Annotated in this window: 23 protein-coding genes; 15 read left to right on the forward strand and 8 right to left on the reverse strand. The window is 66.4% G+C overall.

The window, feature by feature from the left end; all coding sequences use genetic code 11:
- The first annotated feature begins 44 nt into the window (after positions 1–44).
- A complete protein-coding gene (locus ACIQK7_RS05535) occupies positions 45–542 on the forward strand; it encodes a MarR family winged helix-turn-helix transcriptional regulator (RefSeq protein ID WP_403022057.1) in 498 nt (165 codons plus the stop codon).
- Positions 543–561: 19 nt separating this feature from the next.
- Here the strand turns inward: ACIQK7_RS05535 and idi are convergent, their stop codons facing one another.
- A complete protein-coding gene (gene idi, locus ACIQK7_RS05540) occupies positions 562–1,086 on the reverse strand; it encodes an isopentenyl-diphosphate Delta-isomerase (protein ID WP_403022058.1) in 525 nt (174 codons plus the stop codon).
- Here idi and ACIQK7_RS05545 point away from each other — a divergent pair.
- The 13 genes from ACIQK7_RS05545 to ACIQK7_RS05605 all read left to right on the forward strand — a co-directional run bounded on the left by ACIQK7_RS05545 (position 1,085) and on the right by ACIQK7_RS05605 (position 13,064).
- On the forward strand, positions 1,085–2,179 hold the full coding sequence (locus tag ACIQK7_RS05545; protein ID WP_403022060.1) for a polyprenyl synthetase family protein: 1,095 nt from the start codon (positions 1,085–1,087) through the stop codon (positions 2,177–2,179). The genes idi and ACIQK7_RS05545 overlap by 2 nt on opposite strands.
- Positions 2,176–3,057: a phytoene/squalene synthase family protein gene (locus ACIQK7_RS05550; protein ID WP_403022062.1), complete on the forward strand. Its 882-nt coding sequence runs from the start codon at positions 2,176–2,178 to the stop codon at positions 3,055–3,057. The genes ACIQK7_RS05545 and ACIQK7_RS05550 overlap by 4 nt, the downstream gene beginning before the upstream one ends.
- The gene (gene crtI, locus ACIQK7_RS05555) at positions 3,054–4,631 is read left to right on the forward strand and encodes a phytoene desaturase family protein (RefSeq protein ID WP_403022064.1); all 1,578 of its coding nucleotides are present in this window, start codon (positions 3,054–3,056) and stop codon (positions 4,629–4,631) included. Before ACIQK7_RS05550 ends, crtI begins: the two co-directional genes overlap by 4 nt.
- A complete protein-coding gene (locus ACIQK7_RS05560) occupies positions 4,631–5,017 on the forward strand; it encodes a lycopene cyclase domain-containing protein (RefSeq protein ID WP_325209917.1) in 387 nt (128 codons plus the stop codon). The genes crtI and ACIQK7_RS05560 overlap by 1 nt, the downstream gene beginning before the upstream one ends.
- On the forward strand, positions 5,014–5,406 hold the full coding sequence (locus tag ACIQK7_RS05565; protein WP_403022066.1) for a lycopene cyclase domain-containing protein: 393 nt from the start codon (positions 5,014–5,016) through the stop codon (positions 5,404–5,406). The genes ACIQK7_RS05560 and ACIQK7_RS05565 overlap by 4 nt, the downstream gene beginning before the upstream one ends.
- Complete coding sequence (locus ACIQK7_RS05570; RefSeq protein ID WP_403022067.1) at positions 5,403–6,269, forward strand: prenyltransferase; 867 nt, start codon at positions 5,403–5,405, stop codon at positions 6,267–6,269. The genes ACIQK7_RS05565 and ACIQK7_RS05570 overlap by 4 nt, the downstream gene beginning before the upstream one ends.
- 212 nt (positions 6,270–6,481) lie before the next feature.
- A complete protein-coding gene (locus ACIQK7_RS05575) occupies positions 6,482–7,318 on the forward strand; it encodes an ABC transporter permease (protein ID WP_403022069.1) in 837 nt (278 codons plus the stop codon).
- On the forward strand, positions 7,318–8,127 hold the full coding sequence (locus ACIQK7_RS05580) for an ABC transporter permease (RefSeq protein ID WP_403022071.1): 810 nt from the start codon (positions 7,318–7,320) through the stop codon (positions 8,125–8,127). The genes ACIQK7_RS05575 and ACIQK7_RS05580 overlap by 1 nt, the downstream gene beginning before the upstream one ends.
- Positions 8,128–8,141: 14 nt before the next feature.
- Positions 8,142–8,960, forward strand: a complete 819-nt coding sequence (locus ACIQK7_RS05585) for an ABC transporter ATP-binding protein (protein ID WP_403022073.1) — start codon at positions 8,142–8,144, stop codon at positions 8,958–8,960.
- A 36-nt stretch (positions 8,961–8,996) separates the two neighbouring features.
- Positions 8,997–9,953, forward strand: coding sequence for an ABC transporter substrate-binding protein (locus ACIQK7_RS05590; protein ID WP_403022075.1), 957 nt, complete (start codon positions 8,997–8,999; stop codon positions 9,951–9,953).
- A gap of 59 nt (positions 9,954–10,012) precedes the next feature.
- Complete coding sequence (locus ACIQK7_RS05595; RefSeq protein WP_403022077.1) at positions 10,013–11,155, forward strand: thiolase family protein; 1,143 nt, start codon at positions 10,013–10,015, stop codon at positions 11,153–11,155.
- Positions 11,152–11,478: a hypothetical protein gene (locus tag ACIQK7_RS05600; protein WP_403022079.1), complete on the forward strand. Its 327-nt coding sequence runs from the start codon at positions 11,152–11,154 to the stop codon at positions 11,476–11,478. Before ACIQK7_RS05595 ends, ACIQK7_RS05600 begins: the two co-directional genes overlap by 4 nt.
- A gap of 47 nt (positions 11,479–11,525) precedes the next feature.
- Positions 11,526–13,064 carry an ATP-dependent acyl-CoA ligase gene (locus ACIQK7_RS05605; protein WP_403022081.1) on the forward strand — a complete coding sequence of 513 codons (1,539 nt, stop codon included), beginning with the start codon at positions 11,526–11,528 and terminating at the stop codon, positions 13,062–13,064.
- 47 nt (positions 13,065–13,111) lie between these two features.
- On the opposite strand, the gene ACIQK7_RS05610 is transcribed toward ACIQK7_RS05605, so the two are convergent.
- The 7 genes from ACIQK7_RS05610 to ACIQK7_RS05640 all read right to left on the reverse strand — a co-directional run bounded on the left by ACIQK7_RS05610 (position 13,112) and on the right by ACIQK7_RS05640 (position 19,570).
- Entirely contained in the window at positions 13,112–13,522 is a 411-nt protein-coding gene (locus ACIQK7_RS05610; protein ID WP_403022083.1) for an Ohr family peroxiredoxin, read from the reverse strand.
- Positions 13,523–13,555: 33 nt separating this feature from the next.
- On the reverse strand, positions 13,556–14,362 hold the full coding sequence (locus ACIQK7_RS05615; RefSeq protein WP_403022085.1) for an aspartate/glutamate racemase family protein: 807 nt from the start codon (positions 14,360–14,362) through the stop codon (positions 13,556–13,558).
- Complete coding sequence (locus ACIQK7_RS05620) at positions 14,355–15,347, reverse strand: NAD(P)H-quinone oxidoreductase (protein WP_403022087.1); 993 nt, start codon at positions 15,345–15,347, stop codon at positions 14,355–14,357. The genes ACIQK7_RS05615 and ACIQK7_RS05620 overlap by 8 nt, the downstream gene beginning before the upstream one ends.
- A gap of 261 nt (positions 15,348–15,608) precedes the next feature.
- On the reverse strand, positions 15,609–16,025 hold the full coding sequence (locus ACIQK7_RS05625) for a MarR family winged helix-turn-helix transcriptional regulator (RefSeq protein ID WP_403022089.1): 417 nt from the start codon (positions 16,023–16,025) through the stop codon (positions 15,609–15,611).
- 332 nt (positions 16,026–16,357) lie between these two features.
- Positions 16,358–17,152, reverse strand: coding sequence for an isocitrate lyase/phosphoenolpyruvate mutase family protein (locus ACIQK7_RS05630; RefSeq protein ID WP_403022091.1), 795 nt, complete (start codon positions 17,150–17,152; stop codon positions 16,358–16,360).
- A 90-nt stretch (positions 17,153–17,242) separates the two neighbouring features.
- Complete coding sequence (locus ACIQK7_RS05635) at positions 17,243–18,112, reverse strand: alpha/beta hydrolase fold domain-containing protein (RefSeq protein ID WP_403022093.1); 870 nt, start codon at positions 18,110–18,112, stop codon at positions 17,243–17,245.
- 15 nt (positions 18,113–18,127) lie between these two features.
- Positions 18,128–19,570 carry an MFS transporter gene (locus ACIQK7_RS05640; RefSeq protein ID WP_403022095.1) on the reverse strand — a complete coding sequence of 481 codons (1,443 nt, stop codon included), beginning with the start codon at positions 19,568–19,570 and terminating at the stop codon, positions 18,128–18,130.
- A 198-nt stretch (positions 19,571–19,768) separates the two neighbouring features.
- Between ACIQK7_RS05640 and dnaK the strand changes: the two genes are divergently transcribed.
- Entirely contained in the window at positions 19,769–21,622 is a 1,854-nt protein-coding gene (dnaK, locus tag ACIQK7_RS05645) for a molecular chaperone DnaK (protein ID WP_403022097.1), read from the forward strand.
- The last annotated feature ends 1 nt before the right edge of the window (position 21,623 follow it).

Genomic DNA, 21,623 nt, shown 5'->3' on the forward strand with positions numbered 1-21,623 from the left:
TGGATTGCTAGATTATTTAGCAATCTAGAAGATAAGATACCTGCATGAACGCGAGACCCGACTTCGGTTCCGTGCACGAGAGCACGAACCTCCTGCGAGAGGTGATTCAACTCAGTGACGACTTCGAGCGATCACTCGCGCGGGAACTCACGGTCAACCAGACAGACCTGCAGGCCATGGAACACCTCATCCAGTACGGTCCGTCGAGCCCGACCGAACTCGCGCGTGCCCTCGGCATCAGCACCGCGGCATCCACCGTCGTCATCGACCGCCTCACCAAGGTCGGCCACGTCACCCGCGAACGCCACCCCACCGACCGGCGTGCGGTCAGCGTCGTGCCCGCCCGCGAGTCAGTCGCGCGCGCCTTCCAGCACCTCATGCCGATGATCATGGGCATCGACGCCGTCATCCGCGACTACACGCAAGAGGAACAAGACGTCATCACGGACTATCTCAGGAAGGTCGTGCACGTTTACCGTGGGAGCATTCCGTCGGGCGCCGGCCCGGCCGGCATGCCAGGCGAGAGGAGCCCGGATGCGTGACACCGTCGACAGGCACGCGTCACGCCCCAGGCCACTGCTCCACCTGCATCACGAGCCACGGGCTGAACGCGAATGGCGTGGCCCGCACCGCCGCGACGAGCGCCTCGGGGCTCACCCACGCGTGCTCGGCGATCTCGTCGGCGGCCGGGTCGAGCCCGCCCACGATCCTCGCGCGGTAGACGGGGCACACCTCGTTCTCCACGACCCCGGATGCATCAACCGCCCGGTAGCGAAAGTCGGGCAGCACGGGCTCGACCTCGACCACGTTCGCCCCAAGTTCCCTGCCCGCACGGCGCACGATGGCCTCCTCGAAGCCCTCGTCGGGCCCGGGATGTCCGCAGAAGCTGTTCGTCCACACGCCGGGCCAGGTCGCCTTGCCGAGCGCCCGCCGCGTGACGAGCACCTCGCCGGTGTCGTTGTAGAGGTGGCAGGAGAATGCGAGGTGCAGCGGGGTCTCGCTCGTGTGCACGGTGGCCTTCTCCGCAGTGCCGACGCGGGTGCCGTCATCCGCCAGCAACACGACCAGTTCGGGGGAGGCATCCATGCTGCGTAGTCTGCCCCATCCTGATGAGCAGGCGCTCGGAGGCGCCCTTCGCTATCGCGCCGTGGTCGACGCCCTCGAGGAGTTCTTCGATGCCTCCGGCGCTCGCGCTGCTGCGTACGGCCCGCAGTATGTGGAGTTGTGGCGGGAGCTCCGCCGCAATACGACGGGCGGCAAGCTGTTCCGCCCGCGGATGGTCATCGCCGCATTCGACGGCTTCGGCGGCCCGAACGATGACGCCGCCGGCGCCGTGCCCTGGGTCGGTGCCGCATTTGAGCTGCTGCACACCGCCCTGATCGTGCACGACGACGTCATCGACCGCGACTTTGTGCGCCGCGGCAAGCCCAACATCTCGGGCACCTACCGCGACCGGGCCCGTGCCGCGGGAGTGTCGGAGCAGGATGCCGAGCATCGGGGTCTGAGCGCCGCGGTCGTCGCCGGCGACCTCGCTCTCTTCTACGCCTACCGGCTCGTCGATCGCAGCGGCGTCGACGAGGCGCGGCGCGGTCGACTCCTCGACCTCATGGACGAGGCGCTCTTCGCGAGCGCGGCGGGCGAACTCCTCGACCTCGACTACTCGGGTGCGATCCTCATTCCGACGGTCGACAACATCCTGTCGATGGCACGGCTCAAGACGGCGGTCTACTCCTTCGAGGTGCCCCTCAAGGCGGGCGCCGTGCTCGCTGGTGCCCCGGACTCCGTCATCCAGGCGATGGGCGACTTCGGCCGCGAGGTCGGCACGGCCTATCAGATCGTCGACGACCTCCTCGGGGTCTTCGGCGACACCGAGGAGACCGGCAAGTCGAACACGAGCGACCTGCGCGAGGGCAAGCGCACGGTGCTCGTCGCCCACGCGGCGGCGACGGCGGCGTGGGCCGAGATGGCGCCGCTGTTCGGTTCCGCCGAACTGTCGGAGGCGGATGCGCAGGCACTGCGTGCCAAGCTGGAGCAGAGCGGTGCCCGCGCCTACGCCGAGGACCTCCTCGCCCAGCACGTCAACCGTGCCAGGGCGGTGCTGGCCCGCCCCGAAGTGCCGGAGTCGCTGCGCCGTGAGCTCGAACCCGTCATCGACATCGTGCTGAGGAGGGGCCGTTGAGCAACACCTCCCTGCAGCGCCTCGACATCTACACGCGGGTCTGCGAGCGGGCCGCTGCCCTCGTCATCCGCGAGTACTCGACCTCCTTCGGCGCCGCCTCCCGCCTGCTCGAGCCGGCCGTGCGGCGACACGTCGCCAACATCTACGCGCTCGTGCGGGTCGCGGATGAGGTCGTCGACGGGGCATCCGATGACGCGGGGCTGACCCCCGAGCAGGCCGCCGTCGCGCTCGACGAGCTGGAGGCCCAGACCGACCTGGCGCTCGAGCGGGGCTACTGCACCAACCCCATCGTGCACGCCTTCGCCCGCACGGCCCGCGAGGTCGGCTTCGGGCGGGAGCTCACGGCACCCTTCTTCGCCTCCATGCGCGCCGACCTCGAACAGGCCGTGCACGACCCCGAGAGCTTCACGCGCTACGTCTACGGCTCGGCCGAGGTCATCGGGCTCATGTGCCTGCGCGCCTTCCTCGTCGGGCATTCGCGCAGCGATGAGCAGATGCTCGAACTGCAGGCGGGCGCCCGCGCGCTCGGCGCCGCGTTCCAGAAGGTCAACTTCCTCCGCGACCTCGCCGACGACTACCAGGCGCTCGGCCGCAGCTACTTTCCCGACGTGGATGTCGAGACCTTCAGCGAGGACGACAAGACGCGCATCCTGGATGACATCGACTCCGACCTGAGGGTGTCCCGCGCCGCCCTGCCCCTGCTTCCACCAGGCAGCCGCAAGGCTGTGTGCCTCGCGCAGTCGCTCTTCGCCGAGCTCGCCCGACGCCTGCGGGCCACCCCCGCTCGTGACATCCTGGCCGCCCGACTGAGCGTGCCGACCCCCGTCAAGGTGCGCCTGGCCGCGGCCGCCGCAGCGGGACGGATGCCTCGCGCATGAGCTCCTCGTCTGAACCGCAGCGCGTCATCGTCATCGGCGGCGGCATCACGGGGCTCGCGACCGCCGGCCTCCTCGCCCGGGAGGGGCACTCGGTGACGCTGCTCGAGAAGCAGCCCGCCGTCGGCGGCCGCGCTGGCCTCCTCGAGGTTGACGGCTTCCGCTTCGACACGGGCCCCTCCTGGTACCTCATGCCCGAAGTGTTCGACCACTTCTTCCGGCTCATGGGCACTTCCTCCGCCGAGCAGCTCGACCTCGTCAAGCTGGACCCGGGCTACCGCGTCTTCTTCGAAGACGTCGCGGAGCCCATCGCGATCACCTCCTCGCGCTCGGCCAATATCGAACTGTTCGACTCGATCGAGCCGGGGGCGGGGCGGCGCCTCGCCCGCTACCTCGACTCGGCGGCCGACACCTACGAGATGGCCAAGCGGCGCTTCCTCTACTCGACCTTCGAGTCGTTCCGGCCCCTCCTCACGCCAGACGTGCTGGCCCGCCTGCCCAAGCTGGCGCGGCTGCTGCTGCGCTCGCTCGACTCGCACGCGGCATCCGTCACCCGCGACCCGCGCCTGCAGCAGATCCTCGGCTACCCGGCGGTCTTCCTCGGCTCCTCGCCCTTCGATACGCCGAGCATGTACCACCTCATGAGCCACCTCGACATGACCGATGGCGTGTACTACCCGCGCGGCGGATTCACGAAGGTGATCGAGCGGATCGCGGCCGTCGCAGCGGATGCCGGTGCCGAGATCCGCACCTCGGCGCCCGTCGCGCGCATCCTCACCTCGGGTGGTGTCGCGATCGGCGTCGAGCTCGAGAACGGTGAGGTGCTCGACGCCGACCTGGTGGTCTCGACAGCAGACCTGCACCATTCCGAGACTCGCCTGCTGCCGCGCGAACTCCAGACCTACCCCGCCGAGTACTGGGAGAAGCGCGTCGCCGGCCCGGGCGCCATGCTGCTCTACCTCGGCGTCGAGGGCGAGCTGCCGCAACTCGAACACCACACACTGCTCTTCGCGCGGGACTGGCGCGAGAACTTCGATGCGATCTTCGGTGACAATCCCGAGATTCCGGACGTGCCAAGTCTCTACGTCTGCAAGCCCTCCGGTGTGGACCCGGATGTCGCGCCCGCGGGTCACTCGAACGTCTTCGTGCTCGTGCCCATCCCCGCCGACCCCACCTTGACGGAACTCAACGAACTCGGTGACCGCGTGATCGAGCAGATCGCATCGTGGACGGGCATCCCCGACCTTGCCTCCCGCATCGTCGTGCGTCGCACTGTGGGGCCCGCCGACTTCGCGGCCGACCTCAACGTGTGGAAGGGTTCCGCCCTCGGGCCGGCGCACACGCTCAAGCAGAGCGCCTTCTTCCGCGGGGCCAACGTGAGCAAGCATGTGCGCGGGCTCCTCTACGCGGGCAGCTCGAGCATCCCGGGTATCGGCCTGCCGATGTGCCTCATCAGCGCGGAGCTCGTGCTCAAGCGGCTGCGCGGCGACACCTCGACGGAGGCCCTGCCGGAGCCGCCGCCGGTAGAGCCTGTCGAAACGTCGCGGGCAGAGCCTGTCGAAACCGAGGAGCCCTGATGCACCTTGCCTATCTCGCCGCGCTCATCGTCTCGCTCTTCTGCATGACGCTCCTCGACCGCCGCTTCACGCTCTTCTTCTGGCGGGACTGGCGTCGCGCCACCATCGTCATGGCGATCGGCATCGTCTTCTTCGTGATCTGGGACTTCGCGGGCATCAGCCTCGACATCTTCTACCGCGGCAACAGCCCGTGGATGACCGGCATCGAGATCGCCCCCGAGATGCCGATAGAGGAACTCTTCTTCCTCGCGTTGCTCTGCTACGTGACGATGGTCGCGTATGGCGGTTTCGATGCGCTCCTTCGTCGCTACTCAACCCCCCGGGCCAGCGGGTTGAGCAAGCCCGCCAGGACTGTATCGAAGCCCGGGATGGATAGCGCGCGATGACCTACTGGGCGCTCAACGCGGTGTTCCTCGCGGTCGTCGTGCTCGTGGCATCCGCTGCCCTGCTCGCCCGGCGCTCGCCACAGTGGCGCTCGCTCGGCCTCGCGGCCATCGCGGTGCTCGCGTTGACGGCCGTCTTCGACAACGTCATGATCGCGGTCGACCTGTTCGGCTACAACGATGACCGCATCTCGGGTGCCTTCCTGGGGCTCGCGCCCCTGGAGGACTTCGCCTACGCGATCGCGGCGGTCGTGCTGCTGCCGTCGCTGTGGCATCTGCTTGCGCGGCGGGGCGCGCGTGCGAACGCCGAGCCCGCGACATCCGGAGCCACCGCGCCCGAGCGCGCAGCATCCGACACCGCCGCATCCGACGCCGAACGGGGTCGCGCGTGACCGCACTCAAGACGCTCATCCTGTCGTCGCGGCCGCTCAGCTGGATCAACACGGCGTTCCCCTTCGCGGCCGCCTACCTGCTGACGACGCGCGAGGTCGATGCGGTGCTCATCGTCGGCACGATCTACTTCCTCATCCCGTACAACCTCGCCATGTACGGCATCAACGACGTCTTCGACTACGAGTCCGATCTCGCGAACCCGCGCAAGGGTGGCATCGAGGGTGCACTCCTCGATCCGTCGCTGCATACGCCGACGCTGTGGGCCGCGGCGCTCACGAACATCCCGTTCCTGATCTATCTCGTCGCGGTCGGCGGACCCCTCTCCTGGCTCGTGCTCGCGGTCAGCATCTTCGCCGTCATCGCGTACTCGGCGAAGGGCCTCCGCTTCAAGGAACGCCCCATCCTCGACTCCCTGACCTCCAGCACCCACTTCGTCTCGCCCGCGCTCTACGGGCTCGTGCTCGCGGGGGCGGAGTTCACGCCCGCGCTGTGGCTGATCCTGGCCGCGTTCTTCCTCTGGGGGATGGCGAGTCACGCATTCGGTGCAGTGCAAGACGTGATCGCCGATCGGGAGGGAGGAATCGCCTCCATCGCGACCGTCTTCGGCGCCCGCGCCACGACACGGCTCGCCATCTGTCTGTACCTCGCGGCGGGCATCCTGCTGCTCTTCACCGGATGGCCGGGCGCGCTCGCCGCCGTGCTCGCCCTCCCCTACGTGTGGGCGTGCTCACCCTTCTGGAACGTGACGGATGCCACGGCCGAGACCGCCAACCGCGGCTGGCGCAAGTTCCTCGCGCTCAACTTCGCCTGCGGCTTCCTCGTGACGATGCTGCTCATCCTCTGGTGGAACCTCTCGGCGTAGCCTTTCGAGCTTCGGACCCAGTCCAGCCGGCTGTCCCGAGTTCCGGCGAGGCCGGGAGCATACCCAAACAGACATGGGAACCAACGCGAAAAGCATTCGACTAACATGCCCTTTGAACGCAGACTGGGGCACCAGAGGTTAGCGATGACGCTTATCTGCCCCAGAAGGGGTGGGCTGTCATCGGCTGGGAGTCGGAGGAGCAGGTGACAGTGATGAACACGGTGACGGAGGCACGGGTCACGAGTCGCCCAGCCTTGCGCTCACCGAAACTCGTCCAGCTGAAGAAGCAGCGCAGCGTCCTGTTCGGCGTGCTCGGAACCCTGGGGTTCCTTGTGCTCTGGCAGATCGTCGTGCAATTCGAGATGCTGCCCCGCAACTACCTCCCGTCGGCGATCGACGCGCTCGTCACTGCCGGTGGCCTGCTCACTGACGCTCAGTTCCTGGGGCACGTTGGCAGCACTGTGGGGGTCGCCTTTCTCGGCCTAGGCATCGCCTTCCTGATCGCTGTTCCTCTCGGCCTCCTCCTTGGCATCTCCGAGCGGCTGTTTGCCCTGACCTCGACGGTCGTTGAGCTTCTGAGGCCCCTACCGCCCATCGCCTTCGTGCCGCTCATGGTGCTTGTTGCAGGGCAGGGCGTTGAGATGAAGGCCACGATCGTCGCCCTCGGCTGTGTATGGCCGATGCTGACCAACACGATTCATGGAGTGCACTCGACAGAGTCGGTGGCGAAGGCGACCGGCGCATCCTTCGGCTGGGACAAGTGGACCATCATCCGACGTGTCGTATGGCCCTCATCGCTTCCCTCGGTAATCACTGGCGTGCGCATCACGGTATCGATCGCGCTCATCCTCTGTGTTGGCGCCGAATTCATCGGCGGGAGCACGAGGGGCATCGGAAGTTGGCTGCTGCAGCAGAGCATGTTGCCCGGCGGAATGCTCTCGGTCACGGCCGGCGTGCTCATTGCCGGAGCGCTCGGAGTGGTCGTGAATGCCATTGTTGCGCTGCTCGATCGCAAGTACGCGGCCTGGGCGCGTCGAGGGGAAAACTAATGAACATCGACTGGACGTCACCGAAGACGCGAGCACTGCTTGGGTGGGGCGTCGCCGTACTCCTAATCCTGGCCTGGCAGGTGGCCGCGGCGACAAGCGACTCCCTCTACTTCCCACCGCCATCAGAGATCCTGGCCAAGGCGTACGAACTCTGGTTCTCGGCAGGTCTCGGCGCCGGTATCGTCACGGACACTTTCCATCGAGACGTCATGTCGAGCCTGCAGCGCCTGCTGATCGGCCTCTTCTATGCCATCACGATCGGCATCGTCCTCGGCGTTCTCATCGGTCGGATGCGCGTCGTGGCAGAACTCATCGAGCCAATCCTGCATTTCATGCGGGCACTCCCCGGTCCCGTGCTCCTGCCGATGGCCCTCGTGCTGCTCGGCACCGGCGACTCGATGCGCATTGCGCTCATCGCGTTCGGTTCCGTCTGGCCGGTGCTGTTCAACACCTTCAGCGCCGTGAGGCAGGTGCCGGAATCCTTCCTTGACACGGCCATCGTGTCCCGCCGGTCGCGGGTGTCCACCCTGTTCCACGTGATCCTGCCTGCTTCGGCCACCGGCATCTTCGCCGGAGTTCGAGTCGCAACAGGGCTCGGCATCATCCTCCTCGTGGCAGCGGAGCTTGTCGCCGCCGCAGAGGGAATCGGGTTCGGGCTCACCCAGTCGCAGCGCTCCTTCCAGTTCGTAGAGATGTGGGCGTTCATCCTCGCACTCTCCGTGCTTGGGTACCTGGCCAACATCCTGCTGACGCTATTGGAAGGCGTGATCCTCCGCTGGCATCGGCTTTACAAGGCAGTAGTTGCCTGATGGGAGAAAACATCGTGAACCAACCGCTTCTCGCCGTCGATGAGCTTCGGCACCTCTACAAAACAGACGAAGGCGAACAACTCGTACTCGACGGCATCTCCTTCGTCGTGGAACAGGGTGAGTTCGTCTCCATCGTCGGTCCCTCCGGATGCGGAAAGACGACCCTGCTTCGGTCCCTTTCGGGCCTGCTGCAGCCGACGTCGGGCACAGTCGCTCTGAACGGCACCCCGATCAATGGGGTTCCCAAAGGCCTCGCGATGGTGTTCCAGGACTATCGCGGCTCCTTGTTCCCCTGGCGCAAGGTGGGCGCGAACGTCGAGTTTCCATTGCTCGGCGTCGTTTCGAAGGAGGAGCGGGCGAAGCGCGTACGGGAGTCCCTCGCCGCCGTCGGTCTGGAGAAGTCTGCGAACCGATACCCGTGGCAACTCTCCGGCGGGATGCAACAACGCGTCGCAATCGCGCGCGCACTCGCCATGCAGCCGCAGCTCCTGCTGATGGACGAACCGTTCGCCTCGGTGGATGCCCAAACTCGTTCCGAGCTCGAAGACCTGCTTCTGCGGGTCCGCGACCAGTTCGATATGACGATCCTCTTCGTCACGCACGATGTCGACGAGAGCGTCTACCTCAGCAGCCGTGTTCTCTCGCTCAGCAAGGCACCTACCGTCGTGACGTCGAGCGTGCCGATCCCGTTGCCGACGCCGCGAGACCAGATCGGTTCCCGCGAGGATCCCCGCTTCGTGCAGCTCCGAGGCGAAGTTGCTCGACTGATCCGCAGCGCGGCTCCGGGAGGTCTCGTTGAGACCAAGACCGGCACGGTTGCAACCGCCCTCTGACCCCAAGGCAACACCCAAGAGAAAACAAGGAAACCGATGAAACGAGTCACACGCTTCACCGCCATCATGGCCGCCGCCGCTGTCGGCCTGACGCTTTCAGCATGTTCGCCGGAGCAGGAGGCGAGTTCCGATGAGAGCTCGGGCTCGCTCGGCAAGATCACCGTGTCGATCCCGCCCGTTGCTGACTCCCTGCCGGTATTCGTCGCAATTGACAATGGATACTTCGATGACCTGGGGCTCGAGGTTGAGCTCGTCCCTGCCGCCAATGGTGCGACGGCGGTCAACTCCCTCGTCTCCCAGAGCACGGATGTCGCGCTCGTCTCGGTCCCGACCCTCATCTCAGCGAAGGCTGGAGGTCTTCCCGTCACCATTGCTGCCCTGGGTATCGAGGGCGTGGATGACTACGAAGCGGCGATCTATGTGCTCGAGGACTCGCCCATCGACGACCTCGAGGGCTTGATCGGCAAGAAAATGGCGACGCCATCCCTTAAGTCCATCGGCGACATCTTCGCCCGGGGCGAACTTCTCGATGCAAACCAGGACCCCGAGGGCGTGCAGTATGTGGAGCTGCCGCAGTCGAACATGGCCAGCGCGCTGTCAGCGGGTGACGTCGATGCCGCGTTCATAACCGAGCCGACCCTCAGCGAGATTCGCAAGACACTCGAACTGCGACCCCTCGCTGTGCAGAACGGTCCGCAGGGCCTCTTCGCGACGTCAGAGGACACGCTTGACGAGCGTTCCGACGCGATCAAGGCCTTCCGCGAGGCCATCGCGAAGGGCGTCGCCGACATCGAGGAGGATCCCAGCGGGGTCGCGGAGGCAACCATGCCGAACCACACTTCCATGGACGCCAACACCGCAGCCAACATGAAGCTGCCGCGCTACGTGACCGAGTTCGACCCATCTGGCTTCCAGGACATGGTTGACCTGATGCTCGAGGTCAAGCTCATCGAGAAGAAGATCGAAGCGAAAGACTTCTACCGCTCGCTGTAGCCAAGCAACACCGAGCGGCCCCGACCCGACTGATCGGGGCCGCTCGCGTAAGGAGAGCAATGACCAACGTGTCCGTCGTGTCCGCAGCCGAAACCGCATACACGCGGCATCCGGATCCCTACGTCACGACCCACTCTGTCTTGGCGGATGCCGTGCGCCAAGCGGTTTCACAGGCCGGGCTTAGGCTCAGTGACATCGACGGCTTCGGAGTCTCAAGCTTCACGCTCGGGCCGGATCACGCCGTCGACCTCGCTTGGCGACTGGGTCTCCGGCTTACCTGGCTCATGCAGGACACCAATGGTGGAGCCAGCGCCGGCGGCATGTTGCAACACGCCGTGCGCGCGGTCGAAGCCGGGGATGCCACGGCGATCGTGCTTGTGGCGGGAGATCGCATGGACGGGCCGGCCTTCGAGGAGCTCGTGCGGCGGTACAACGTCGCGACGGAGGAGCACCTCTCTCCGCTGCCCATGCCCGGACCGAACGCCGCATTCGCGATGCTCACCCAGCGGCAGATGCAGAAGCACGGCCTCTCCCGCAGCGATTACGGACGGATTGCTGTCGCGCAGCGCGGATGGGCGGCCCTGAACCCCGGTGCGGTCTATCGCAGCCCGCTCGCACTCGAGGATTATCTTGAGGCGCCAATGGTCGCTGATCCGCTCGGCCGCTACGACTGCGTACCGCCGGTCACCGGCGCTGACGCCGTGGTCGTGATGGCGGATGAGCGCGCGAAGGGACGCAAGCGGGCGCGCGTGCTTAGCGTGGCGGCGAGCTACAACTACGACGACCAGTCCGGTGACGGCCTCGTGACTGGGCTCGCGGTGTGCGCGCCGACTGCCTGGCACGATTCGGGGGTCAGCCCCGCCGATGTCGGCGTCGCGAGCCTCTACGACGACTACCCGTCGATGGTGGTCGCGCAGGCGCAGGATCTCGGCCTCTTCGGTGACAAGTCGCCGGTCGACTTCATCAGGGACGACATCATGGAACGAAATTTCCCGTTGAACACGTCTGGCGGTCAGCTCTCCGCCGGGCAGGCGGGCTCTGCGGGCGGGATGCACGGCCTCGTCGAGGTCGTGCGACAACTCAGCGGACAAGCCGGGGACCGCCAGGTTGACGCTCGGATCGGAGTGGTCAGTGGCTACGGCATGGTGCTCTACCGTTACGGTGCGTGCGCGAATGTCGCCGTCCTGGAGGCGGCGTCGTGAGCGTCGTGGTGCAGGAATGCAGCGGATGCAGGCGCAAGTTTTTTCCCCGTCGACTCCTGTGCGGCGACTGCGACTCGGCGGCGTTCCGTGATCTGGTTGTGGCTGACGCCGTCGTCGAGGAATTCACGCACGTTTCCGGGGGTCGGTGTCTCGGCTCAATCCGCTTGCTGGGCGAGATCACCGCGATGGCGGCGCTCATCGGGATTGAGCCCGAGCGTGGCATGTCGATCCCCGTTCGGGCATCCGACGCCGAAGCGTCGTCAGGCTACGCATTCATCCCTGGGATAGCAGCATCCGAAGCATTCGAAAGGACCACACAATGACGCAGCAACCCGCCGGATGGCCCCTCAGGGAGTGCACAATCCCCAGCATGCTGGAGCGACGGGCGATCGAGCACCCGGACCGACCACTCGTGCGGTTCGGCGAGCACCGTCGCACAGTGCGGGAGGTGCGCGACGACGCTGCTCGGGTGGGCGCAATGCTGCTTGCTGAGGGCGTGCAGGCGGGTGACCGGGTTGCTCTCTTGATGGGCAACCGGCGTGAACACCTCGACCTCATCCTCGGATGCGCTTGGATCGGCGCCATTGCGGTTCCCATAAACGTCGCTGCGCGTGGCGTGCAGTTGCACCACATCCTGAAGAACTCCGGTGCTCGTGTGATCGCTATCGAGAGCGAGCTCATGGAGCCGTTGCTCGCGCTGCCTGACCTGGCTGCGCTCACGGATGTGTGGACGCTCGGCACACCCTCGGTCGCGTTGGATGGCGTGCGGGTCCGCGACCTCCCTCGGCGCCCGAACCGGGTGCCACCCGCGGAGGTCCGACCATCTGACACAGCAGTCATCCTCTACACGTCGGGCACCACGGGTGCCGCCAAGGGGGTCATGTGCCCCCAGGCGCAGTTCTTCTGGTGGGGCTATAACGTGTCGACCCAGTTCGAACTCAGCGAGCAGGACGTGCTGCACACGGTTCTTCCGCTCTTCCATACGAATGCGCTCAACGCCTTCTTCCAAGCCCTGTACTCCGGCGCGGAGATCGTCTACGGCCGGCGATTCTCGGCATCCGGATTCTGGGCAGAGGTCACAGAATCCGGAGCAACCTTCACCTACCTCCTCGGCACCATGGTCTCCATCCTGATGGGGCGGCCGCCGAGCGACTCCGACCGGGCGCACTCCGTCGCGGCAGCGCTCGCACCGTCGACCCCGCCTGCTGTCTTGCAGGCGTTCGCTGAGCGCTTCGGTGTCGCTTTGATCGATGGGTACGGTTCAACCGAGACGAATTCGGTGCTCGCCGCGAGTCGGTCTGAGCAGCGTCCCGGCTACATGGGCACCGTACAGCCCGGATTCGTGGCGAGGGTGATCGACCACGAGGGGGACGACGTGCCTCTCGGCGAGCCCGGCCAGTTGGTCCTTCGCAACGAGCAGCCCTACGCGTTCGCGACCGGATACTTCGGTATGGCGGAGAAGACGGTCGAAGCTTGGAGCGACCTCTGGTTTCACACCGGGGACCGAGTCACGGTGGAGGCCGACGGCTGGATGCGGTTCGTGGACCGCATGAATGACCTGATCCGTCGGCGGGGAGAGAACATCTCCTCCGTTGCCGTCGAGGAGGCACTCCGTCTTCATCCGGACGTGTCCGAGGTCGCGGTCTATGCTGTCGATTCCGAGCTTGGAGAAGACGAGGTGATGGCCGCGATAGTGCCCAGGCCGGGTGCGGAGATCGATTTTGCGGAGCTCACGGCATTCTGCGAGCCCAGGCTCGCCTATTTCGCGATCCCGCGATTCTTCTCACTCCTCGAAGCCATGCCACTGACTGAGAACGGAAAGGTGCGCAAGGGACCGTTGCGGGAGGCAGGTGCAGCTGCAGCCCACTGGGACCGCGAGGCTGCAGGCGTTGTCCTGAGTCGTCGATGACGATGGTGGAAGGAGGAGGATCGCACTCCCTCCTTCCACCGATTCCGTTAAGCGTGTCGCACTGTCACGGGAATATTGCCCGATACCGCCCTTGAGTACGGGCATTTCGCGTGGGCGCCCTCGAGCAGACGACCTGCGATTGCCGAGTCCACTCCCGGAAGGTCCGCGACGAGCTCGACCGAGAGGCCGAAGGCCTCACCGTCGTGGGCGATTGTGACGAAAGCCGTGACCGAGGCGTCGACTAGTTTTACCCTCTCCTGGCGCGCGACGGTTGAGAGGGCCGACATGAAGCAGGCGGAGTAGCCCGCCGCAAACAGTTGCTCCGGGTTGGACACGTCCCCGCCGGCGCCGCCGATCTCCTTAGGAATGCCGAGTCGGAGGTCGATGAGGCCGTCATTCGTGCGAACTGCGCCGTTCCGGCCGTTGCCGTCTGTGGTTGCTTGTGCCGTGTACTTCATGAGATTCCTTCGGTGTGGTGTGTAGTGCGGGGGTCAGTTGAGAGGGGCCATGGGGGGAGCGTGCACGATCGCCGCGAGCTCGTCGACCGCCTGACGCGATGCCTTCGCGAAGGTCGATCCGCGGGAAACGGGAGTGCCGAGCTCCTTTGCGATTCCCACGGAGGCTTCCGCCTGCCGCACCGCCAAGAGCGTCGGATTCGCCACCATCGCATCCGGAACATTGAGTTCGTTGTCTCGCGAACTCAGGAGCGCGAAGAGGCCCCCCGCCGACATCACGACGTCGACACCGCTCGCCTCCACCATCGTGCTCGCGAGCCCAACGAACGTCTGCTTGATCGAGGCATACGCCTCAGGATCGTCGAACGCCGCCACGGCGAGATCCGGCGTGATCGTCATCGCCGCGACGTTGACCACTCGGTTTTCCAAGCCGTAGTGACGGATCTGTTCGCGGTGCCAGGGGATATACACGGGGTCGATCGAGATGATGCCGATTCGCCCTCCGAGCATGCAGGCCTGCATCATGCTCGCCTCGCCATGACCTATTACAGGGATGTCCACCGCTGTGCGCGCCTCATACAGGAGCGAGTCCTGGAAATGACCGATCAGCACCGCGTCGAAACCCTCACGCTCTGCCTCGATGACCCCCTGGAGTGAGTTGAGCCCACACCGCAACTCGCTGATTCGCCCCAACTGCGTGTCGGCGGGACGCATTCCGCGCACCTCATACGCGACCCCCGGGCCGGCGATCTCTTTGAGGTACTCGCTGAGGCGCCGCAGGTACGGTGCGTGGCGGTCGGGATCGGTGAAGCTTTGATAGAGGATGCGCATAGGCCTAGCCATCTTTCTGTGAGTGGTCGATCGTCAGCAGGAGCTTGCCGAGATGGCTGGATTCCTCCATGAGGCGGTGAGCCTCCATCGCCTCTGCCAGGTCGAACGTTCGATATGTGGTCGCGCTCGCAGCCCCGGAAGCGAAGAGCGGCCATACGTGTCGGCGGAGTTCGGAAAGAATCCGTGTCTTCTCGTCACGGGGACGCGTCCGCAGGCCTCGTCCGGTGATCGTGAGGTTCCGCTGGAGCAGGGGCTCAAGCGCCACGGATGCTCGAACGCCGCCCTGCAAGCCGATGATCGCCAAGTGGCCACCACGATCGAGGAGACCCAGATTGCGGTCGACGTAGTCGCCGCCCACCATGTCGAGGATCACATCGAAGCTCTGTCCACTTGCCGCGAAGGCCTCGGCGAAGTCCACCTCGCGGTAGTTGACAATGTCGTCGGCGCCAAGCCTCCGGCAGAAGGCCGCCTTCTCGGCGGAACCAACGGTCGCCGAGACGGCTGCGCCGAAGGCTCTCGCCATCTGGATCGCCATCGACCCGATGCCGCTGGAGCCGCCGTGCACCAGCACGCGAATGCCTGACGCCAGCGGGCGCAGGGCGAACACGTTCGACCACACCGTCGCGGCTGCCTCAATGATGCCGGCAGCGTCGAGAAGACTCACTCCTTCGGGAACAGGGAGGACGTGCTCGGCCGGCACGCTCACGTACTCGGCGTAAGCGCCACCAGCCAGTAGGGCGCAGACCTCCGCTCCAAGCAGTCCAGGGTCGACATCCTTGCCGGCGGCGACGATCGTACCGGAACATTCGAGCCCGAGGATCTCCGTCTCTCCGGGGGGAGGGTCGTAGTTTCCCTTGCGCTGCATGACATCGGCCCGGTTGACACCCGCCGCTGACACCTTGATCAGCACGTCCCCGGCGTGCACCAAGGGGATAGGAGCCATGATTATCTCCAACTCGCGGTGTTCGGCCGGGCCGGTGGCGACCACAGCGCGCATCCCGTCGGCCTTGCTTAGTCTGCACGGGTCATTGGGCACTCTCCGAGTCTGGCTGAGGAACCCCGTCGGGGCCTATGCCTCTTTTGGCTCAGTCCATGCCCGCCGAACTATGAGCCACTCGCGCGAGCCGGTGGTGACTACAGCGCGCATCCCGCCGCGTCCCGCCGAGGATGTCGCTACAGTTTCCTCCTCCGGCTACAGAGAAAGCTGTAGCGCCGAGCAAGAAGTTGCAGCGCCGGGCGCAACCCGGAGGTCGCGCGCCTAGTCTGTGTACCCGAGGTTCCGCGCCATCCGCTCAAGCGAGCGCACGGTCGCGCGGTACTCCTCCTCCGTCAGGTCTTGCGCGAGCGAGTTGCGCAGGCCGTCGACGACCTCGCTCAGTCGCGTAAAGGCGACCGTGCCGCGTTCGGTGATCGCGTACTCGCCAGCGTCGACCGTGACCCAGCCGCTCTCGCGCAACTCACCGAGGTGCTCGGTCGCCGACTCGGTCGCGCCGGGTTCCGCGAATGGGGCGATGGCGCGGTCCAGTTGCTCGATCGTGGCGCTGCTCGCCGACAGCATGCTCAGCAACTGCCATTGTCGCCGCGTGACTCCGTGCTCTTCGATGATGGCCGCGAAACGCTCGTCGATCAGGCGGTCGACGAGCTTCAGCCAGTATCCGATCGGTCTCTCAGCCATGCCGACACCCTAGCCACGAGGCATCCGCCCGACAACGGATGTCTCAAGCCAAGCCGCCGGCACGGCGCCACTAAGCCGCCCGCGCCGCGCCACCGCCCCGCGAATGACCGCCTTTCGGACGGATGACTGCGCCGCGGCACGATCACTTGTCCGAAACCCAGTCATGGGGCGGAAAGCGGTGGGAGCGGCGGGCGCCCCCGGGCTGCGGGCACCTTCGAGCTGCCGGCACCCCCGGGCTGTGGGCACACTCGGGGTGCGGGGCACCCCCGGGCTACGAGTACGCGTGAGCCGCGGGCACGCCCGACCTGCCTGCGGGCAGGCCCGAGCAACCCCTAAAACGCGAAGCCGAGTTCCTCCGGGTACGGGCCGAGGCGCACGAGCTGCGCGGCGGCATCCTGCAGGTGCGCGAGTGTGAGCCCCATGGTGCCGGGGCCGAAGCTCACGCGGGCGACGCCGAGTTCGGCGAGACGCTTGAGGGGCACGCCGCCGGGCGTGCCGATGACGGAGATGAGTCCGTTGACCTCGTCGAGGGCGCGCTTGACCAGGTCTTCGTTCTTGAGGCCGAGGAAGAAGATGCAGTCGGCGCCCGCCTCGAGGTAGGCGTTGGCCCGTTCGACGGCCTCGTCCCAGTCGCCACCGGGTGCCGCGAGCGTGTCGACTCGGGCGTTGATGACGATGGGGATGCCCGAGACCGCGCCAGCGGCTCGAGCGGCGGCAACGCGGTCGGCTGCCTCGGCGATGGGGAACTGCGGTGCCTTCTCCGGCCCGACGCTGTCTTCGATGTTGAGGCCCGCCGCGCCCACCTCGATGAGGCGTGAGACGTTCTCCTCGACACCCTTGGCTGTGTCGGAGTAGCCCTTCTCGAAGTCGACCGACACGGGCAGCTCGGTCGCGCCGATGATGGGCTTGAAGGCCTCGAGCGCCTGATCGACCGTCATGCCTTCGCCGTCGGGCAGCCCGCGGGCGAAGGAGATCGAGTGGCTCGCGGTCGCGAGGGCCTTCATGCCCGGCACTTCGCTCACGATCCGTGCGGTGACGACGTCCCAGACGTTGGTGACGATGAGGGGGCTACCGGGCACGTGGAGGGAGCGCAGGAGCTCGGCCTTGACGAAGGTGGGGTTGGTCATGCCCTAAGAGTGGCCCCACTCCGCGACATCCGCCACCCCTGCCCTTTCATAACCCGGCCCTTTCACAACTCAGGACTGGCCTTTCATAACTCAGGAGTCAGGTGCTGTGACGGCCGGCCTCCCAGGTGACTCCTGAGTTGGGAAAGGGGTGAGGTGTTCGTCGAGGAAACCCGCGATGAGCGCCATGACGGATGGCGTCTCGAGTGCCGGGTCTTCGTGCCCCGCGCCACCGACGATGTGGAGGGCGGATGTCGCCCCGAGGCCGACGAGGGCGTCGTGCAGTGCGCGGCTGTGTTCGAGGGGCACGACGGCGTCGCGGTCGCCGTGCAGCAGCAGGTGCGGCGGGGCGTCGCGGTGCGCCCGCCAGCGGGGGCTCGCGGAGCGAAGCGCCGCATCCGCGTCGGCAGCGGATGTCTCGGAGTCGAGCCCGAGGTAGCCGTAGGCGCTCGGCGCCTTGAGGTAGCGCGCCTCGAAGGGCGAGCGTGCGGCGCTCATGACGAGGTCGGTCGGCGGGTACCAGGCGACGACGGCCCCGACACTGCTCGGCTGGTCGAGATGGTCACCGACAGGGCCGCTCTCGTCTGCCGTGAGCGCCGTGAGCGACGCGAGGTGCCCGCCCGCGGATGCTCCCCCGAGCCCGATGCGCGCGGGGTTGATGCCGTGCTCGGCAGCGTTGGCCCGCAGCCACCGCACGGCCGCCTTGACGTCGTGCACTGCGGCCGGGTGGAGGGCGTCGCCGCTGAGCCGGTAGCTGGCGCTCGCGACGACGAATCCGCGCTCGACGAGGGGCAGCATCCGCCCCTCGACGTCGTCACGCTTGTCGCCGACCGACCATCCCCCGCCGTGCAGGTAGATGAACAGCGGATGCTGCGCGGCACCGTCGTCAGGCACGTACAGGTCGAGCGTGACGTCGCGTTGCGGGGTGCTCGCGTAGACGAGGTCGTGCCGTGTCGTCACCATGAAGGCCTCCCGGAGCTAGGTGAGGCGCTCGTGCTTCGGCAGCCGCACGAAGAGCAGCATGATGAGGCCGATCAGCAGCACGAGGCCGATGCCGAGCACACCATAGATGATGCCGCCGAACGCGGCCAGGAAGAGCGACCACGCGAGGGGGGAGAGGAAGCTCGCGACGCGGCCCGTGGTGGCGTAGAGGCCGAAGATCTCGCCCTGCATGCCGGCGGGGGTCACGCGGGTGAGCAGTCCGCGGCTGGCCGCCTGGGCGGGCCCGACGAAGGCGCACAGGATGAGGCCGCAGACCCAGAACACGATCGTGCCGAGGTCGCGGAGGGCGAAGACGGCGACCGTCATGAGCACGAGCCCCACCAGCGTCGCGACGATGAGGCGCTTCGGCCCGATCACGTCGTCGATGCGTCCCGCGAAGATGGTCGAGACCCCGGCGACCAGGTTGGCGGCGACGCCGAAGATCATGACCTCGATTGTGCTGAAGCCGAATCCCTGCGCGGCAAGGATCGCGCCGAAGGCGAAGACGCCCGCGAGGCCGTCGCGGTAGACGGCGGCGGAGAGCAGGAACCAGAACGTCGAGCGGTTGTGCTTGAAGAGCTTGCCCAGGTCTTTCGCGAGCACGACGTAGGCGCCGAAGAACGAGGCCCGCTGGGCATCTGCGTAGGCGGGCGACTCGGGCACGTTCTTGAACATGGGGATCGCGAAGAGGATCGTCCACACGGCGCACACGACCGCGACGAGCTTGAACGCGAGGGCCTGGTCGGTGCCGATGCCGAAGATGAGCGGGATGCACAGCACGAGCGCGAGGATGCCGCCGATGTAGCCGAGGCCCCAGCCGAGCCCCGAGATGCGCCCAACGTTTGCGGGCGTCGAGACTTCGGAGAGCATCGCGTTGTAGCTGACGCCGCCGATCTCGCTCACCACCGCGCCGATCGCGACGGCGAGGGCGCCGAACCAGAAGTACTTGGGGTCAGCCTCGACAAAGAAGAGCGAGAACTGGATGAGCGCGATCGCGATCGTCGCCCCGATGAGCCACTTCTTCTTGTTGCCGCGCGCATCCGCCTGCTGGCCGAGCACAGGCGCGAGCACGAGGATCAGGATGCCCGCGGCGAAGTTCGCCCAGCCCCACCATTCGGCGAGGTCGGTGAGCCCCTGGCAGTAGGCGGTGCCCATGTTGTCGGCGAGGGCGCAGCTGAGCCAACTGCCGTCGGCCTGCTGGCCGGATGCCGCGACATCCGGTTCCAGGAACTGCCGCGAGGTCAGGTAGAGCGACACCCACACGAAGGTGAGGATGACGGTGTTGAAGGGCTGCATGGCCCAGTCCCACATGGCCCAGGAGCGAACGACCTTCTTGGGGACGGGTTCCCCGCGTACTCCGCGGCCGATGGCGCCGAGCGCCTGGGTGTTGGCTGCGGTTGGGGGAGCGGGAACGGCATCCTTGCCTTGATCCGTGGTCATGCGCTCAGGCTAATGGCGTTGGGTGAACTTTCGGTGCCTCCCATGCGGGGGTCGGATGCCGCAAATCTTGAGCCTCATCGACTCAATTCTGAGTTTTCCGACTTGACATGACTCGGCTCAGGTCTAGAATTGAGCGTGCCCGACTCAACTTCGGGCCGCAGACTTTCGAACGACCAACGCACTATAAGGAGAACACGCATGGCTCGTGCAGTAGGAATCGACCTCGGAACCACTAACTCGGTGGTCTCCGTCCTGGAGGGTGGAGAGCCCACCGTCATCGCGAACGCTGAGGGCTTCCGCACGACCCCCTCGGTCGTCGCCTTCACCAAGGACGGCGAGACGCTCGTCGGCGAGACCGCCAAGCGCCAGGCCGTCACCAACGTCGACCGCACGATCGCGTCAGTCAAGCGCCACATGGGCACCGACTGGAACACCGACATCGACGGCAAGAAGTACACGCCGCAGGAGATCTCGGCCCGCATCCTCGCCAAGCTCAAGCGTGACGCCGAGCAGTACCTGGGCGAGCCGGTGACGGATGCCGTCATCACCGTGCCCGCGTACTTCAACGACTCCGAGCGCCAGGCCACCAAGGACGCGGGTGAGATCGCCGGTCTCAACGTGCTCCGCATCATCAACGAGCCCACCGCGGCAGCCCTCGCCTACGGCCTCGACCGCGGCAAGGAAGACGAGCTCATCCTCGTCTTCGACCTCGGTGGCGGAACCTTCGACGTCTCCCTCCTCGAGGTGGGCAAGGACGACGACTTCTCGACCATCCAGGTGCGCGCGACCGCCGGTGACAACCGCCTCGGCGGCGACGACTGGGACTCCCGTGTCGTCGACTACCTCATCAAGCGCTTCAAGGACACGACGGGCGTCGACGTCTCGAACGACAAGATCGCCAAGCAGCGCCTCAAGGAGGCTGCGGAGCAGGCCAAGAAGGAACTCTCGTCGTCGACGAGCGCGAGCATCCAGCTGCCCTACCTGTCGCTGACCGAGAACGGCCCCGCCAACCTCGACGAGACGCTCTCGCGCGCCAAGTTCGAGGAGCTCACCAACGACCTTCTCGAGCGCACCAAGCGCCCCTTCAACGATGTGATCCGCGAGGCCGGCGTCAGCGTCAACGACATCGCACACGTGGTGCTCGTCGGTGGCTCGACCCGCATGCCCGCCGTCACCGACCTGGTGAAGTCGCTGCTGGGTGGCAAGGAGCCCAACAAGGGCGTCAACCCTGACGAGGTCGTCGCCGTCGGCGCGGCCCTGCAGGCTGGCGTGCTGAAGGGTGAGCGCAAGGATGTGCTCCTCATCGACGTGACCCCCCTGAGCCTCGGCATCGAGACCAAGGGCGGCATCATGACGAAGCTCATCGAGCGCAACACGGCCATCCCGACGAAGCGCAGCGAGACCTTCACGACCGCCGACGACAACCAGCCGTCGGTCGCGATCCAGGTCTTCCAGGGTGAGCGCGAGTTCACGCGCGACAACAAGAACCTGGGCACCTTCGAGCTCACGGGCATCGCCCCCGCTCCGCGTGGCGTGCCGCAGGTCGAGGTCACCTTCGACATCGACGCCAACGGCATCGTGCAGGTGCACGCCAAGGACAAGGGCACCGGCAAGGAGCAGTCGATCACCATCACGGGCGGCTCGGCCCTCTCCAAGGAGGACATCGAGCGGATGGTCCGTGAGGGCGAGGAGCACGCGGCAGAAGACAAGAAGCGCCGCGAGGCTGCTGAGGTGCGCAACGCCGCCGAGCAGTTCGTCTACTCGACCGAGAAGCTCATCAAGGAGAACGACGAGAAGCTCTCCGAGGGTGTCAAGACCGAGGTGCAGGCCGACATCGACGCCCTCAAGACCGCGCTCGCGGGCGAGGACGACGACGCCATCAAGACGGCGCTCGACAAGCTCAACGAGAGCCAGCAGAAGATCGGCGAGGAGATCTACGCGGCCGCCCAGGCCGAGGGTGGCTCCGAGCAGCAGCCAGCCGGCGAGTCGACCAGCGGTGACGACGAGGACATCGTCGACGCCGAGGTCGTTGACGAGGACGACAAGAAGTAAC

Source organism: Salinibacterium sp. GXW1014 (genome assembly GCF_044769865.1).
Classification (GTDB): Bacteria; Actinomycetota; Actinomycetes; order Actinomycetales; family Microbacteriaceae; genus Homoserinimonas.

Excerpts from the sequence above, each read along its gene's own strand:
- ACIQK7_RS05615 (WP_403022085.1), bottom strand. The coding sequence starts at position 14,362 with ATGGCTAGGCCTATGCGCATCCTCTATCAAAGCTTCACCGATCCCGAC.
- crtI (WP_403022064.1), top strand. The coding sequence starts at position 3,054 with ATGAGCTCCTCGTCTGAACCGCAGCGCGTCATCGTCATCGGCGGCGGC.
- ACIQK7_RS05535 (WP_403022057.1), top strand. The coding sequence starts at position 45 with ATGAACGCGAGACCCGACTTCGGTTCCGTGCACGAGAGCACGAACCTC.
- ACIQK7_RS05560 (WP_325209917.1), top strand. The coding sequence starts at position 4,631 with ATGCACCTTGCCTATCTCGCCGCGCTCATCGTCTCGCTCTTCTGCATG.
- idi (WP_403022058.1), bottom strand. The coding sequence starts at position 1,086 with ATGGATGCCTCCCCCGAACTGGTCGTGTTGCTGGCGGATGACGGCACC.
- ACIQK7_RS05565 (WP_403022066.1), top strand. The coding sequence starts at position 5,014 with ATGACCTACTGGGCGCTCAACGCGGTGTTCCTCGCGGTCGTCGTGCTC.
- ACIQK7_RS05620 (WP_403022087.1), bottom strand. The coding sequence starts at position 15,347 with ATGCGCGCTGTGGTCGCCACCGGCCCGGCCGAACACCGCGAGTTGGAG.
- ACIQK7_RS05630 (WP_403022091.1), bottom strand. The coding sequence starts at position 17,152 with ATGACCAACCCCACCTTCGTCAAGGCCGAGCTCCTGCGCTCCCTCCAC.
- ACIQK7_RS05575 (WP_403022069.1), top strand. The coding sequence starts at position 6,482 with ATGAACACGGTGACGGAGGCACGGGTCACGAGTCGCCCAGCCTTGCGC.
- ACIQK7_RS05640 (WP_403022095.1), bottom strand. The coding sequence starts at position 19,570 with ATGACCACGGATCAAGGCAAGGATGCCGTTCCCGCTCCCCCAACCGCA.
- ACIQK7_RS05635 (WP_403022093.1), bottom strand. The coding sequence starts at position 18,112 with ATGGTGACGACACGGCACGACCTCGTCTACGCGAGCACCCCGCAACGC.
- ACIQK7_RS05545 (WP_403022060.1), top strand. The coding sequence starts at position 1,085 with ATGCTGCGTAGTCTGCCCCATCCTGATGAGCAGGCGCTCGGAGGCGCC.
- ACIQK7_RS05610 (WP_403022083.1), bottom strand. The coding sequence starts at position 13,522 with ATGAAGTACACGGCACAAGCAACCACAGACGGCAACGGCCGGAACGGC.
- ACIQK7_RS05590 (WP_403022075.1), top strand. The coding sequence starts at position 8,997 with ATGAAACGAGTCACACGCTTCACCGCCATCATGGCCGCCGCCGCTGTC.
- dnaK (WP_403022097.1), top strand. The coding sequence starts at position 19,769 with ATGGCTCGTGCAGTAGGAATCGACCTCGGAACCACTAACTCGGTGGTC.
- ACIQK7_RS05625 (WP_403022089.1), bottom strand. The coding sequence starts at position 16,025 with ATGGCTGAGAGACCGATCGGATACTGGCTGAAGCTCGTCGACCGCCTG.
- ACIQK7_RS05605 (WP_403022081.1), top strand. The coding sequence starts at position 11,526 with ATGCTGGAGCGACGGGCGATCGAGCACCCGGACCGACCACTCGTGCGG.
- ACIQK7_RS05595 (WP_403022077.1), top strand. The coding sequence starts at position 10,013 with ATGACCAACGTGTCCGTCGTGTCCGCAGCCGAAACCGCATACACGCGG.
- ACIQK7_RS05580 (WP_403022071.1), top strand. The coding sequence starts at position 7,318 with ATGAACATCGACTGGACGTCACCGAAGACGCGAGCACTGCTTGGGTGG.